Below are 13,881 nucleotides of genomic sequence, written 5' to 3' on the forward strand. Positions count from 1 at the left end.
GCCCGCAGTTTGCCATAAATTGGCAAACTCACGTTGCTTTACAGTGCAGTACTACGTAAATGAGGGAATCCCAGAAGTGCTGATTTTTTGTGCCAGGCTAGGCGCAAACCGGAGCGATAGTGGTGCTATCGCGAGGATTTGCAACGACGCATGGTTCAAAAAAGCAGTGCTTATGGGGTTTCCTCATTTGCGTAGCACTGCACTATGCCTATGTTCTGATCCTGACAACACTCTATCGTTCAGTCAAAATCGAGGCAGCGCCACCGATTGCCAAAACGAAATATACTATTCGGTATCCGGGCCGTATCCGTAAAATATCCAACCTGAACAGGATTGCATGATGAAAAAATTCTTCGCCCTCTGCCTGGGACTGTTATTGGCGCAGGCAGTAGCCGCCGCCCCGTTGCCCTACGATGAAAAGGCCGACGCCAAGACCGACCTGACTCAGGCGCTGAGCCAGGCCCAGGCCAGCCACAAGCAGGTGATCCTGGTGTTCGGCGCCAACTGGTGCACCGATTGCCGCGAATTGGACAAGGCGATCCATGGCAAAAGCGCGTCGCTGATCGACGGCAAATTCATCTTGGTGAAGGTCGATGTCGGCAATTTCGACAAGAATCTCGATGTCGCCCAGTCTTACGGCAACCCGATCAAGAAAGGCATCCCGGCCGCGGTGCTGCTCAGCCCGGACAACAAGATCCTGTATTCGACCAAGGCCGGCGAGCTGGCTGATGCCCGCCGCATGGGCGAGAACGGCATCTATGACTTCTTCAATAAAGAGATCGTAAAACGACAAGGCAGCTAAGCCTGCGCCCAGCTGCCCCGGTTTCCAGCAATCTCGGCTGCCTTTTACTTCGGCGCCAGCCGGATCCCGCCGTCGAGACGGATCACTTCGCCGTTCAGGTAGACGGTCTCGATAATGGTCTTCACTAATGCCGAGAATTCGGCCGGCTTGCCGAGCCGCGGCGGGAACGGCACCATTTTCCCGAGCGCGTCCTGCACTTCTGCCGGCATGCCAAGCAGCATCGGCGTTTCCATGATGCCTGGCGCAATCGTCATCACGCGGATGCCGTGGCGCGACAGTTCGCGCGCCGCCGGCAAGGTCAAGGCCACCACCCCGCCCTTGGACGAGGCGTAAGCGGCCTGGCCGATCTGGCCGTCGAACGCGGCCACCGAGGCGGTATTGATGATCACGCCGCGCTCGCCATCGGCATTCGGTTCGCCCTTGCTCATCGCATCGGCCGCCAGGCGCATCATGTTGAAGGTGCCGATCAGGTTGATCTGGATCACCCGCGCAAAATCTTCCAGGCCATGCGGCCCTTCCTTGCCGACGATGCGCTTGGCCGGCGCCACGCCTGCGCAGCTGACCAGCCCGTGCAAGCCGCCGAACACCGTCAGCGCCGTGTTGACGGCTTCCGCCGCGCTGGCCTCGCTGCACACATCGGTGGCGACAAACCGGGCGTTGGCGCCCAGCTGCGTCGCCAGTGCGGCGCCGGCTTCCTGGTTGATGTCGGCGATCACCACCCTGGCGCCGCCCTGCACCAACATGGCGGCAGTCGCAGCACCCAGGCCGGAACCGCCGCCGCTGATCAGGAATACATTATTTTCGATTTGCATGGTTTTTCTCTTCTTTAAATTTTAGCCTTGGCGATTTCCTGGTTGCGCAAGATGAAGCGCTGCAGTTTGCCGCTCGGCGTTTTTGGCAGTTCAGTTAAAAATTCGATTTCACGCGGATAAGAATGCGCCGCCAGCCGGTGCTTGACGTATTGCTGCAGCTCGGCCACCAGTTCCGCACTGGCTTGGTAGCCTGTACTTAAGACGACAAAAGCCTTGACCAGTTCAGTGCGATCGGGATCCGGCTTGCCGACCACCGCCGCCTCCATCACCGCCGCATGCTCCAGCAACGCGCTTTCGACATCGAACGGGCCTATGCGATAACCGGAGGAGGTAATGATATCGTCGCCGCGCCCGATAAAGCTGATGCTGCCGTCCTGGTTGGTCTCGACCGTATCGCCGGTGATGTAATAGTCGTCGTCGACGGCATCCTGCCGCCAATAACCCTGGAACCAGAATACCGGTGAATTGCGCACATCCACCGCCAGCACCCCCGGCTGTCCCACTCCCAGCTCGTTCCGGTCGTCGTCCAGCACCGCCAGCCGGTAACCGGGCATGGCAAGGCCGGCCGAACCCATGTGCACCTCGTGCCGCAAGCCATGGTGGTTGCACAACACCATGCCCGTTTCGGTCTGGCCGTAATGATCGTTGATCAGGCAGTCCAGATGCTGGCGGAACCAGCGGTTCACTTCGGGATTCAGCGGTTCGCCGGCGCTGCTGACGGCGCGCAGCTGGCCCTTGACCGGCCCCGCTGCTTCCGCACCGCCGGCAATCAGCAACCGGTACGCGGTAGGCGAACCGGCAAGATTGGTGATCTTGTATTTGTCGATGATCCGGTAGGTGCTCTCGACCGTGAACGAACCCTCGTAGAAGGTGATCGCGTGGCCCATCAGCATCGGCCCGGTGACGCAATAGTACAAGCCATAGGCCCAACCGGGATCGGCGATATTCCAGAAAGCGTCTTGCGGCCGCACGTCCATTGCATAGCGCGTATAGACGTAAAAAGCCAGCATCGCCCGCAGCGGCACCGCGACGCCCTTGGCCGGCCCGGTCGTGCCGGAAGTGAACAGCATGATGAAGGCGTCGTCAGCCTTGCGCATCACCGGCGCAAACTCGCTCGGCTGCTGTTCCAGCTCCGGCCAGAAACCGAAGTCGCCGGCCGGTGGTGCGGCGGCGACGGTCATGATGGGCGGACAATCCAGCACTTCCTCCAGCTTGTGGCGGTTATCGGCATCGGTAACGATCAGTTTCGCCTCGCTGGCGGCGACCCGGTATTCAATCGATTTCGAACCGAAGGCGGTGAACAAGGGCTGGTACACCGCGCCGGCGCGCCAGGTGCCGAGGATGGCAACCAGCAGTTCCGGCGTACGCGGCAGCAATCCGGCGACGCGGTCGCCGGGCTGGACGCCCTGCTGCTTCAGGAAATTGGCGAAGCGCCCCGACAATTCCTTGAGCTGGGCGAAGGTATAACTGGCGCTGCGGCCATCCTTGCCTTCCCAAAGCAATGCAATGCGACCGGGCGTGGCGTGGCGGTCGCAGCATTCGACACAGGCATTGATGCCGCTTTGCAGGTTGCCGGACAGCTCGGCGGCGATGCTGTCGGCGCTGAATTCGGCGTAAAACTGGGCATAATCCGGGATGCTTGCGCCCGCGACCGGGGCATCGGCTGGCAAAGCTGATGACATGCGTGTTCTCCTCTTAACCTAAAATGGCAGGCCTGACCGGCTCTTGTTGTTATCAGAAATGGAACGACTGCAGCTTAGTCTAGGATAATTAGAGACCGACAGCCATGTCAAAAGCGATCAGCAGGCTTGATCGAAATTGCAATACCGAGGCAAATGGACTTATGGAAGACTGGGAAAAGGGAACGATCGCCATCAGCTTCGTCGATGAAGCGCTGCACAGCATGCGCCAGCGCGGCATGGATACCGAATCGCTGCTGCTGCAGGCCGGCATCGCGCCGCGCTGGCTGAAAGAACCGCACGCCCGGGTCGCCGCCGCCAACTACGGCCGGCTGTGGTACCTGATCGCGCACGCCATGGACGACGAATTCTTCGGCATGGACAGCCATCCGATGCGGGTCGGCAGCTTCAACATGCTGTGCCGCAGCGCCCTGCATAGCGCCAGCCTCGGCAAGGCCCTCGGGCGCATGCTGGATTTTCTGCGGCTGGTGCTGGACGACATGGCGGCGATGCTTTCCGAACAAGACGGCCTGGCGCGCATCGCCATCAGCGACAGCGGCGATCCGCGCCGCATGTTTGCCTATGGCACCTTCTTGATGATCGTGCACGGCGTCGGCAGTTGGCTGATCGGACGCCGCATCCAGCTGCTGTCGGCGGATTTCCGCTGCACAGAACCGCTGGCCAGCCTCGACTACAAGATCCGCTTTTGCGACCAGGCCCGCTTCGGCCAGCCGCAGACCAGCATCGCCTTCGACGCCGCCTGCCTGGCTTTGCCGATCGTGCAGAACCAGCGCACGCTGCAAGCTTTCCTGCGCGAGGCGCCCGGCAACCTGCTGGTGAAATACAGCAACCACGACAGCCTGGCGGCGACCATCCGCCGCCGGCTGCGCCAGCTGCCGCTGACCGAATGGTCGGATTTCGACAGCCTGTCGAAACAACTCAACACACCGGCTTCGACGCTGCGCCGCAAGCTGGGCCAGGAGGGGCAGTCGTACCAGGCGATCAAGGACAATTTGCGGCGCGACCTGGCGATCAATTACCTGAGCGGCTCCGCCAGGAGCATAGAAGAGATCGCCGTCAGCCTTGGTTTTGCCGACTCCAGCGCCTTCCACCGGGCTTTCAAGAAATGGACGGGAAGCAGTCCGGGCGAGCATCGGCGAGCTTTGGCGGGGATCTAGCTTATTTGCGCTTGACCGGGGTGAACACCCGTCCATGTATCGCCGACAGGATCGCCTCCACCGCCGGATGCTTGATCTTGCGCTCATTCGACACCGCATAAAACTGCTCATGCACCTGGTCCAGTTCGCCGATCAGCACCGCGCCGAATTGTTCCTCGACATCGGCGGCGAGCGCCGACGGCGCCGGAAACAGGCCCAGGCCGTTGCGGCCGAAGGTGTTCAGCAGCGCATTATCATCGAACTCGCCGACCACATCCGGCCGCAGCTCATGCGCTTCGAACCAGTGGTCAATGCGGCCGCGGATCACGTTGTTGCGGGTCGGCAGCAACAGAGGCGCGCCGCTAAGGCTGGCCGGGAATTTTGCGCGATAACGCTTGGCCAGCTCCTTGCTGCCGAACAGCGCGATGTCGCTCTCTCCGAGCAAATGGCTGAATACGCGCAACGCCGCGCCGGAAGGCGCCGGCCGGTCGGTCAGCACCACATCCAGCTTGTGCATGGTGAGATCGCCCAGCAGCGACTCAAACTTGTCCTCGAAACACACCAGCTTCACCCGCTGCGGCAAGCGCAATGCCGCTTCCAGCAGGCGCGACGAAATCAGCTTCGGCAGCGAATCCGAAATGCCGACCGCCAGCCGCAAGGTGGGTTCATCGTCGGCAGCGGCAAGCGCTTCCTGCATCTGTTCGCCCAATAAGAAAATCTGATCGGCATAACCCAGCGCCAGGCGCCCCGCCTCGGTCAATACCAGGCGCCGGCCCTGCGGCGCCAGCAGCGACTTTCCTACCGCCTGCTCCAGCAGCGACAGCTGGGCGCTGACGGTTTGCACCGCCAGCCCCAGGCGTTCGGCGGCGCGGGTGACGCTACCTTCCTTGGCCACCACCCAGAAATAATGCAGGTGGCGAAAATTCAGTCCAGATGATTTCATTATTCTGTTTTTCCGAAGTAATTCTTCGATTATCTTCGCTTTTTAAGTTCATGTCGCGGTTATATGATGGTTTCTCCTGAAACGAACTGGAGTCTTTGATGAAACCGACTATCGCCATCGTTGCTACCAAAGGTGTAAAACTCAGCCGCAGACTGCGCGAGTACGTTAGCCATCGCTTGAGCCTGGCGCTCGACAGGAAACAATACGGCATCCAGGCCATGAAAGTGCGCATCAGCGACCAGAACGGGCCCAAGGGCGGCATCGACAAGCATTGCCAGATCCAGCTGACCTTGCCCGGCTTGCCGACCGTGGTCGTCACCGAAAAAGGAAACGACGTCGCCGCCATGGTCGACCAGGCTGCGCATCGCGCCGCGCAAGCCATTGACCGCCTGCTGTCAAGGGCCAAATCGATCCGGCATACCAAATACACGGTGCCGACCAGCGAAGCTGCCCTTATCTAATTTTACGAAAGACCATCATGAATAATCGTTACGACACTCTCAGAAACAGCAGCGCCAGGTATGCCGCCACCACGGTGATGGACGGCGCTGCGCGCAAGGTCCTGCGCAACACCTACCTGCTGCTGTCGCTATGCCTGGGTTTCAGCGCCATCGTCGCCGGCGCCTCGATAGCATTCAGCCTGCCCGCGCCCGGCATCATCATCACCCTGATCGGCTATTTCGGCTTGCTGTTCCTGGTCACCAAATACCGTGACCAGGGGCTCGGCGTGGGCCTGGTGTTCGCGCTGACCGGCTTCATGGGCTACACCCTGGGGCCGATCGTCAGCCATTACCTGAGTCTGCCCAACGGCGGCTTGACGGTGATGATGGCGCTGGCCGGCACTGCCATCATTTTCCTCGGCATGTCTGCTTATGCGCTGGTCACCAAGCGTGACCTGTCCTTCATGGGCGGCATGCTGACGGTTGGCGTGCTGGTGGCTTTCGTGGCCGGACTGGCGGCGATCTTCTTCAGCATCCCGGCCTTGTCGCTGACCGTATCCGCGGTGTTCGTGCTGCTGATGTCGGGCATGATCCTGTTCGAAACCAACAATATCGTGCGCGGCGGCGAGACCAATTACGTGATGGCTACCGTCAGTCTGTTCGTCTCGATTTTCAACCTGTTCACCAGCCTGTTGCAGCTGCTGGGATTCGTCAACAAAGAGTAAACCCGCGATAGGGCCTGCACGGCCTGCCCGCGTTACGTTTGACTATTATGGAGAAATTTTATGTATTGCCCTGTATGCAAGGAAAAGGAGCTCGTCATGAGCGAGAGGCAGAGCATCGAGATCGATTACTGCCCCGGTTGCCGCGGCGTCTGGCTGGATCGCGGCGAACTGGACAAGATCATCCAGCAATCAACCCATGAACTGACAAGCGCCAGGGCGCAGCCGGCTGCTCCGACGCGGCACCAGCCTGAATACCGGCCGGAGCAGCATGGATCGCAGTACAGCGATTACCGCCGGCCGAAAAAGAAAGAGAGTTTCTGGCAAGAGCTGTTCGACTGACAGCATTGCATTGAGCGGGGGAACAGGATCAGGCATCCTGCTCCCCTTCCTTGTTTACACTCCCTGCTTGGCAGAGATAGCGTTTGCCACCACCAGCGCCGTCATGTTGACCACCCGGCGCACCGTCGCCGACGGGTTCAGGATATGCACCGGCGCCGCGGCGCCCAGCAATACCGGTCCCACCGTAACGCCCTGGCCGCCGGTCATCTTCAACACGTTGAACAAGATATTGGCGGCGTCCAGGTTAGGCGTCACCAGCACGTTGGCGTCGCCGCTCAGCGTCGATTTCGGCAGGAACTGCGCCCTTACCTCTGCGCTCAGGGCCGCGTCGCCGTGCATCTCGCCATCGGCTTCGACATCCGGCATGCGCTTGACGAACAAGTCGCGCGCGGCGCGCATCTTCTTGGCCGACGGCCGCGTGCTGGAACCGAACATCGAGTGCGACAGGAACGCCACCTTGGGCGGCACGCCGAAGCGCCTCACCTCTTCCACCGCCATCGCCGCGATATCGGCCAGCTGCTCGGCATCCGGATCGTCGTTGACGAAGGTATCGGCGATGAACAAGGTATGCTTGTCCAGCACCAGGCCGTTCATGGTGGCGAAGCACTTGGCGCCGTCGCGCAGGCCGATGATGTCGCTCACATGTTCCAGGTGGTTGTCGAAACGCCCGACCAGGCCGCACAGCATGCCGTCGGCGTCGCCCAGCTTGACCAGCAGCGACGCAATGGTGGTGTTGGAACGGCGCAAGGTCGACTTCGCCATCTCGGGCGTGACGCCGTCGCGCGCCTTGATCTCGTGATAGGTTTCCCAGTACTGGCGGAAACGCACATCGTCTTCTGGATTGATCAGTTCGAAATCGCGTCCGGCCTGCAAGCGCAAGCCGGCGCGCTTGATGCGCGCCTCGATCACCGCCGGACGGCCGATCAAGATGGGCCGCACCAGCTTTTCTTCCAGCGCGATCTGCACCGCCCGCAATACGCGCTCGTCCTCGCCCTCGGCGTAGACGATGCGTTGCGGCTCGCCGCGCGCGGCGACAAACACCGGACGCATGAACATGCCGGTATGGCTGACAAAACGCATCAGCGACTGGCGGTAAGCTTCCATGTCCTTGATTGGACGCGTCGCCACCCCCGACTCTTCGGCGGCGCGCGCAACCGCAGGCGCGATGCGCAGGATCAGGCGCGAATCGAATGGCTTCGGAATGATGTATTCCGGGCCGAAATGCAGTTCCTGGCCGGCATAGGCGGACGCCACTTCCTCGCTGATCTCGGCCTTGGTCAGGTCGGCGATCTCGCGTACGCAGGCGACCTTCATCGCTTCCGTGATGCTGGTGGCGCCGCAGTCCAGGGCGCCGCGGAAAATGTAAGGGAAACACAAAACGTTGTTGACCTGGTTCGGATAATCCGAACGGCCGGTGGCGATGATGCAGTCCGGCCGCGCTTCCAGCGCCAGCTCAGGGCGGATTTCCGGTTCCGGATTGGCCAGCGCCAGGATGATGGGCTGCGAACCCATGGCCTTGACCATGTCCTGGCTCAGCACGCCGGGCGCCGAGCAGCCGAGGAACACGTCGGCATCGACAATCGCATCGGCCAGGGTGCGGGCATTGGTGGTCTGCTGGTAGCGCTGCTTGGATACATCCAGCTTGTCTTCGCGCTTGTCATGGATCACGCCACGCGAGTCGCAGACGAAAATGTTTTCACGCTTGACGCCCAGCTCGACCATCAGGTCGAGGCAGGCGATCGCCGCGGCGCCGGCGCCGGACGCCACCAGCTTGACTTCGCCGATCTTCTTGTTGACCAGCTCCAGGCCGTTCAGCAGGGCCGCCGAGGAAATGATGGCGGTGCCGTGCTGGTCGTCGTGGAAGACCGGGATCTTCATGCGCTCGCGCAGCTTCTTTTCGATATAGAAGCATTCCGGCGCCTTGATGTCTTCCAGGTTGATGCCGCCCAGGGTCGGCTCCAGCGCGGCGATGATCTCGACCAGCTTGTCCGGGTCGCGCTCGGCCAGTTCGATGTCGAACACATCGATGCCGGCGAAATTATGGAACAGGCAACCCTTGCCTTCCATTACCGGCTTGCCGGCCAGCGGCCCGATGTCGCCCAGGCCCAGCACCGCGGTGCCGTTGGTGACCACGCCCACCAGGTTGGCGCGCGAGGTATATTCCACCGCCATTTCCGGATCTTCGTGGATCGCCAGGCAGGCATAGGCCACGCCGGGCGAATACGCCAGCGACAGGTCGCGCTGGTTCGACAGGGGCTTGGTCGGCACCACGGCGATCTTGCCGCGCGTCGGGCTGCGGTGATATTCCAGCGCCGCGTCGCGCAGGGCCTGCTCGGCCGCAGAAAGAGTGGTTGGGGTGCTCATTGATGGTCTCCTGGATACGCTAATGAAAATTCGGTGGCAGCGACATTATCACAATGTCTATCGATACGGTTTCCCGGCGACCGCTATCTCTGCTGGGGAAGATGCTTTTTGGAAAGGGAAGTTATCCCGTGGAATCGTGGTTTGCATTGTGCGGCTCATGGCAAATGGTAGACGAATCCGAGGTAACTTGCAGCGTTACCGCAAAAAAATCCGATTCAATTTATCCCGCAGCGCCGCATAAAAAAAGCCCGCGCATGCGGGCTTGCCATCGGAAGATTACTGCCATCCTGCCAATCTCAGGCTGCGACGCTGCTTTCCAGCGGCTGCAGCACCAGCAAGGTTTCATAACTCCAGCGCGTCCAGCTGGAAGCCACACCCAGCCGCGCGGTGTTGGGACGAATCTTCGGCTTGTGGATCGCAACCCGGATTTCATCCAGCATCGGGAATTCGCGGAACGACAAGCTGGCGACTTCCGACGCCAGCGTCTCCAGCAGGCGGGTATGCGGCTTGGCTTGCAGGAAAGCCGTGATCACGCCGCAGTAATGATCGTAGTCGATCACCGAGGCGGCGTCGTCATCGTGCTGGCCGCCGGTGCGGTAAGACAGCTCTATATCCAGCTCCACCGCCTGCGCTTTCTCATGCTCATGCGGATGCAGGCCGACCCGCGTCGTCGTCGACAAGGCTTCGACGAAAATCTGCCAGCGGACGCCGCTGGCGATACTCTCATTCTTCATTGGAGATACTCCTGGCAAGCGTCCAGCAAGATACGGCCGAAATAGTCGGCGAAGCTGCGCCGGATCACCAGTTCATACTCACCGCCGGCCAAAGGCCGCAGCAAGACGCCTGCCTTGAAGAAATGGCTTTGGGCGCATTGGCCAACCGTGAACACAGCCGGATGAAAGTCCAGCGGACAACCTTTCCGCAAAACCTCGCGCGCCTTTTCCCCGCTGAGCACCAGGCTGGTGTTGCCGCTGCTGACATCCACCACGGAAGCAAACTGTCCGGCCAGCGCGCCGGTCAGATCCGCGCATAATGCCGGCAAGCGCGGCTGTTTCGACTGGACCAGCCATTCATTCGGCGCCAGCCAGTAAATGGTGAACTTCTCGCTGTCCGTGACCGTGTTCGGCTGCAGCGGCAGAACCGCGCCGGTGAGGCTCTTGACCGCTTTCTGCAGCACGGCGGAATCCGCGTCGCCCTTGAGGTTGATCAGTTCGAGGAACGGTTTCTCTTCCATGCTGACCGCCGCGCCGGCGCCGGCCGCGAGCGGCGCCAGCATCTGCGTCAGTTCGGTGAACGGCGATTCTTGCTGCACCTGGAAAAGCTGGGTTTCATTCAACATGTTGACGGACTCCTTCTGCATCGTAAAACACCAGGCTGCTGATCTTGGCCGCGAGATTGCGGCCGTTCGCCAGCGGAATGCTGACTTCCTGTCCCATCTTGCCGAGGCCGCCCTTGATCAGCGCGAAAGCAATCGAACGCTGCAGGATCGGACTAAAATAACTGGACGTCACATGGCCGATCATGTCGGCGATCGGTTCATTGCTTGGTTCAGCCAGGATCTGGCTGCCTTCCGGCAGCACCACATCCTTGTCCTCGCTCAGCAAGCCGACCAGCTGCTTGCGGTCGCTGCGCGCAGTGTCGGACCGGATCAGCGAACGCTTGCCGAGGAAATCCTTGGACTTGGCGACCAGGCCGCCCATGCCGAGGTCGAACGGCGTCACCGAACCGTCGGTATCCTGGCCAACAATGATGTAGCCCTTTTCTGCACGCAGCACGTGCATGGTCTCGGTGCCGTAAGGCGTGATGTCGAATTCCTTGCCGGCTTCGATGATCGCGTCCCAGATGGCGCGTCCCATGTTGGCCGGCACGTTCACCTCGTACGACAGTTCACCCGAAAAACTGATGCGCATGATGCGGGTGAACACGCTGTTGATGCTGCCTTCGCGGAACGACATGAACGGGAATTTCTCATTCGAAAAATCGATGTCCTTGCACACCTTCTGCAACACGCGCCGGGCATTCGGCCCCACCACCGCAAACGTCGCAAAATGGTCGGTCACCGACGTCAGGTTGACCTTCAGGTGCGGCCATTCGGTCTGCAGCCAGCGCTCCATCCAGTCCAGCACGCGCGCCGCGCCGCCGGTGGTGGTGCTCATCAGGAAATGCTGCTCGCCCAGGCGCACCGTGACGCCGTCGTCGAACACCATGCCATTTTCATCGAGCATCAGGCCGTAGCGGCACTTGCCGACTTCCAGCTTGTTCCAGGGATTGGTATACATCCAGTTCAGCAGAGTGACGGCATCCGGTCCCTGCACATCGATCTTGCCCAGGGTCGAAGCATCCAGGATGCCGACGCTGTTGCGCGCCGCCAGGCATTCGCGCGCTACCGCGGCGTGCAGGTCTTCCTTGCCGCGCGGGTAGTACCATGGCCGCTTCCAGTTGCCGACATCTTCAAACAAGGCGCCCTGTTCCTGGTGCCAGGGATGGATGCAGGTCTTGCGGATCGGCGTCAGGAACTCGCCCAGCTCGCGCCCGGCCACGGTGCCGAAAGTCACCGGCGTGTAGTTCGGGCGGAAGGTGGTGGTGCCGGTTTGCGGGATGGTCTTGCCCAGCACTTCGGCCAGGATCGCCATGCCGTTGATATTGCCGAGCTTGCCCTGGTCGGTGCCGAAGCCGAGCGCGGTGTAGCGCTTGACGTGCTCCACCGAGTGATAACCCTCGCGTGCCGCCAGGTAGATATCCGCCGCCGAAACATCGTTCTGGTAATCGACGAACTGCTTGGGGCCGCGCCCTACCTGCTTGCGGTCGCCCACCAGCCACAAAGGCATGATGGCGGCTTCGGACAACTCCACCACTTTCCAGCTGGGCAGCACTATCGGCTTCAAGCCTACCGCGACGATCGCTTGCTGCGCCGCCAAGGCGCCGTCGCGCAAAGCGCCGCTCAGGCTGAAATCGCCGTTGGCGGCGCCTGCGCTGGTTTCCTTTTGCATCGCCGAACCAGGTACAAAACAGGCTTTTTCGTTGCTCCAGTGCGCCTTGCCGCCGGATTGCGCAAACAGGTGGATCACCGGATTCCAGCCGCCCGACACGCCCAGCAGGTCGCAGGCCAGCGAGGTAATGAACTGCCCCGGCACGCCATCCTGGTGACGCGCCACTTCCACCATCTTGACATGGCGGCTGCCGCTGGCGGTCACCACCACGGCGTCGTTGACGATGTTGATGCCTTGCCGCCTTGCCGTAGCCGGCAAGCTGCTGTTGCCAGCCGGACGCGGGTCAACCACGGTCACTTCGGCGCCGTTGGCCTTCAGGTCCAGCGCGGTCTGGTAAGCATCGTCATTATTGGTGAAGATCACCGCCTTGCGCCCCGGCAGCACGCCGTAGCGGTGGATATAGGTCGACACCGCCGACGCCAGCATAATGCCCGGCAGGTCATTGTTGCCGAATACGATAGGCCGCTCATGCGCGCCGGTGGCCAGTATCACGTGCTTGGCGCGCACCTTCCACAAGCGCTCGCGCACCGCCCCGCGCGCCGCCAGCGGCAGGTGCTCGCTGAGGCGCTGGGTCACGGTCAGCAGGTTATGTTCCTGGTAGCCGAACACCGTGCTGCGCGACAAAATCGTAACCTCCGGCAAACGCCGCAGATCGTCCGTTATCTTTGCCACCCACGCTGCAGCGGGCAAGCCATCGATCATGGCCGGCCCGGACAACAGGCTGCCGCCCAGCTCCGGCTGGTCGTCGACCAGCACCACCCGTGCGCCCGAACTGGCGGCGACCCAGGCCGCAGCAAGGCCGGCCGGGCCTGCGCCTGCAACCAGCACATCGCAATGGGCGTAGGTCTTTTCGTAGCGGTCAGGATCGAGCGCGGTGGGCGCCTTGCCGAAGCCGGCTGCTTCGCGTATCACTTCTTCGTACTTGCCCCACCAGCTGCGCGGCCACTTGAATGTCTTGTAATAGAAACCGGCCGGGATGAAACGGGCGAACAGCTGGTTCACCGCCATCCGGTCATTCTCGATGCTGGGACTGGCGTTGACACTGGTCGCGTTCAAGCCCTGGTACAGTTCGATTTCGGTGGCGCGGGCGTTCGGCACCGTATAAGCGCCGGTTTCCAGCTGCACCAGCGCATTCGGTTCTTCCACGCCGGCGGTGACGATGCCGCGCGGGCGATGGTATTTCCAGCTGCGCGCCACAAAATGCACGCCGTTGGCCAGCAGCGCCGACGCCAGCGTATCGCCCTGGTAGCCTTGGTAACTCTTGCCGTTGAAGGTAAAACCGAGCGCCGCGCCGCGGTCTATCCGGCCGCCGTCCTTGAGCCGATGCGTCTGATTGCTCATGTTGCACTCCCTGTTTCAGTCTTTTCGCCGAACTTGCTGTAACCGAGGAATTCGTAGCTGACGGTATCGCGCTCGGCCATGAACCAGCGCCTGCAGCCATGGCTGTGCAGCCATTGTTCGCGGTGCACGCCGCGCGGATTCTTGCGCATGAACAGATAGTCGCCCCAGGCTTCGTCGCTGATGTTTTCGGTGTCCAGCGGACGCGCGATGTCGGCTTCGCCGCCGCAATGGAACTCGCTCTCGGCGCGCGGCCCGCACCAAGGGCAGGTAATCAATAACATGATGGATC

The 13,881-nt window shown here is 61.4% G+C and carries 13 protein-coding genes; 5 read left to right on the plus strand and 8 right to left on the minus strand.

Annotated features, from left to right (window positions below):
* Positions 1-337 precede the first annotated feature (337 nt).
* A complete protein-coding gene (locus CFU_RS15840) occupies positions 338-802 on the plus strand; it encodes a thioredoxin family protein (RefSeq protein WP_014007047.1) in 465 nt (154 codons plus the stop codon).
* A 44-nt stretch (positions 803-846) separates the two neighbouring features.
* On the opposite strand, the gene CFU_RS15845 is transcribed toward CFU_RS15840, so the two are convergent.
* Together CFU_RS15845 and CFU_RS15850 are read right to left on the minus strand one after the other, a co-directional pair.
* Positions 847-1,614 (minus strand): SDR family NAD(P)-dependent oxidoreductase, encoded by a 768-nt coding sequence (locus CFU_RS15845; protein WP_014007048.1) that lies wholly within the window; start codon positions 1,612-1,614, stop codon positions 847-849.
* 14 nt (positions 1,615-1,628) lie between these two features.
* Positions 1,629-3,296, minus strand: a complete 1,668-nt coding sequence (locus CFU_RS15850; RefSeq protein ID WP_014007049.1) for an AMP-binding protein — start codon at positions 3,294-3,296, stop codon at positions 1,629-1,631.
* A 161-nt stretch (positions 3,297-3,457) separates the two neighbouring features.
* Here CFU_RS15850 and CFU_RS15855 point away from each other — a divergent pair, with 161 nt between their 5' ends.
* A complete protein-coding gene (locus CFU_RS15855; protein ID WP_041742185.1) occupies positions 3,458-4,471 on the plus strand; it encodes an AraC family transcriptional regulator in 1,014 nt (337 codons plus the stop codon).
* A 1-nt stretch (position 4,472) separates the two neighbouring features.
* Here the strand turns inward: CFU_RS15855 and nhaR are convergent, their stop codons facing one another.
* Positions 4,473-5,393 carry a transcriptional activator NhaR gene (nhaR, locus tag CFU_RS15860; RefSeq protein WP_014007051.1) on the minus strand — a complete coding sequence of 307 codons (921 nt, stop codon included), beginning with the start codon at positions 5,391-5,393 and terminating at the stop codon, positions 4,473-4,475.
* 98 nt (positions 5,394-5,491) lie between these two features.
* Between nhaR and CFU_RS15865 the strand changes: the two genes are divergently transcribed.
* From CFU_RS15865 to CFU_RS15875, 3 genes are read left to right on the plus strand one after another with little or no spacing between them, the layout of a single operon-like run.
* Positions 5,492-5,854: an HPF/RaiA family ribosome-associated protein gene (locus CFU_RS15865; protein WP_041742186.1), complete on the plus strand. Its 363-nt coding sequence runs from the start codon at positions 5,492-5,494 to the stop codon at positions 5,852-5,854.
* Positions 5,855-5,871: 17 nt separating this feature from the next.
* A complete protein-coding gene (locus tag CFU_RS15870; protein WP_014007053.1) occupies positions 5,872-6,558 on the plus strand; it encodes a Bax inhibitor-1/YccA family protein in 687 nt (228 codons plus the stop codon).
* A 60-nt stretch (positions 6,559-6,618) separates the two neighbouring features.
* Complete coding sequence (locus CFU_RS15875; protein ID WP_014007054.1) at positions 6,619-6,897, plus strand: zf-TFIIB domain-containing protein; 279 nt, start codon at positions 6,619-6,621, stop codon at positions 6,895-6,897.
* A gap of 54 nt (positions 6,898-6,951) precedes the next feature.
* Here the strand turns inward: CFU_RS15875 and CFU_RS15880 are convergent, their stop codons facing one another.
* The 5 genes from CFU_RS15880 to CFU_RS15900 form a co-directional block, all read right to left on the minus strand.
* On the minus strand, positions 6,952-9,261 hold the full coding sequence (locus CFU_RS15880) for an NADP-dependent malic enzyme (RefSeq protein WP_014007055.1): 2,310 nt from the start codon (positions 9,259-9,261) through the stop codon (positions 6,952-6,954).
* A gap of 296 nt (positions 9,262-9,557) precedes the next feature.
* On the minus strand, positions 9,558-9,995 hold the full coding sequence (locus CFU_RS15885; RefSeq protein WP_050808617.1) for a dihydroneopterin aldolase: 438 nt from the start codon (positions 9,993-9,995) through the stop codon (positions 9,558-9,560).
* Positions 9,992-10,600 (minus strand): sarcosine oxidase subunit gamma, encoded by a 609-nt coding sequence (locus tag CFU_RS15890; protein ID WP_041742187.1) that lies wholly within the window; start codon positions 10,598-10,600, stop codon positions 9,992-9,994. Before CFU_RS15890 ends, CFU_RS15885 begins: the two co-directional genes overlap by 4 nt.
* On the minus strand, positions 10,590-13,592 hold the full coding sequence (locus CFU_RS15895; protein WP_014007058.1) for a sarcosine oxidase subunit alpha family protein: 3,003 nt from the start codon (positions 13,590-13,592) through the stop codon (positions 10,590-10,592). The genes CFU_RS15890 and CFU_RS15895 overlap by 11 nt, the downstream gene beginning before the upstream one ends.
* Entirely contained in the window at positions 13,589-13,873 is a 285-nt protein-coding gene (locus CFU_RS15900) for a sarcosine oxidase subunit delta (protein WP_014007059.1), read from the minus strand. The genes CFU_RS15895 and CFU_RS15900 overlap by 4 nt, the downstream gene beginning before the upstream one ends.
* Between the last annotated feature and the right edge of the window lie 8 nt (positions 13,874-13,881).

The organism is Collimonas fungivorans Ter331 (genome assembly GCF_000221045.1).
Classification (GTDB): Bacteria; Pseudomonadota; Gammaproteobacteria; order Burkholderiales; family Burkholderiaceae_D; genus Collimonas; species Collimonas fungivorans_A.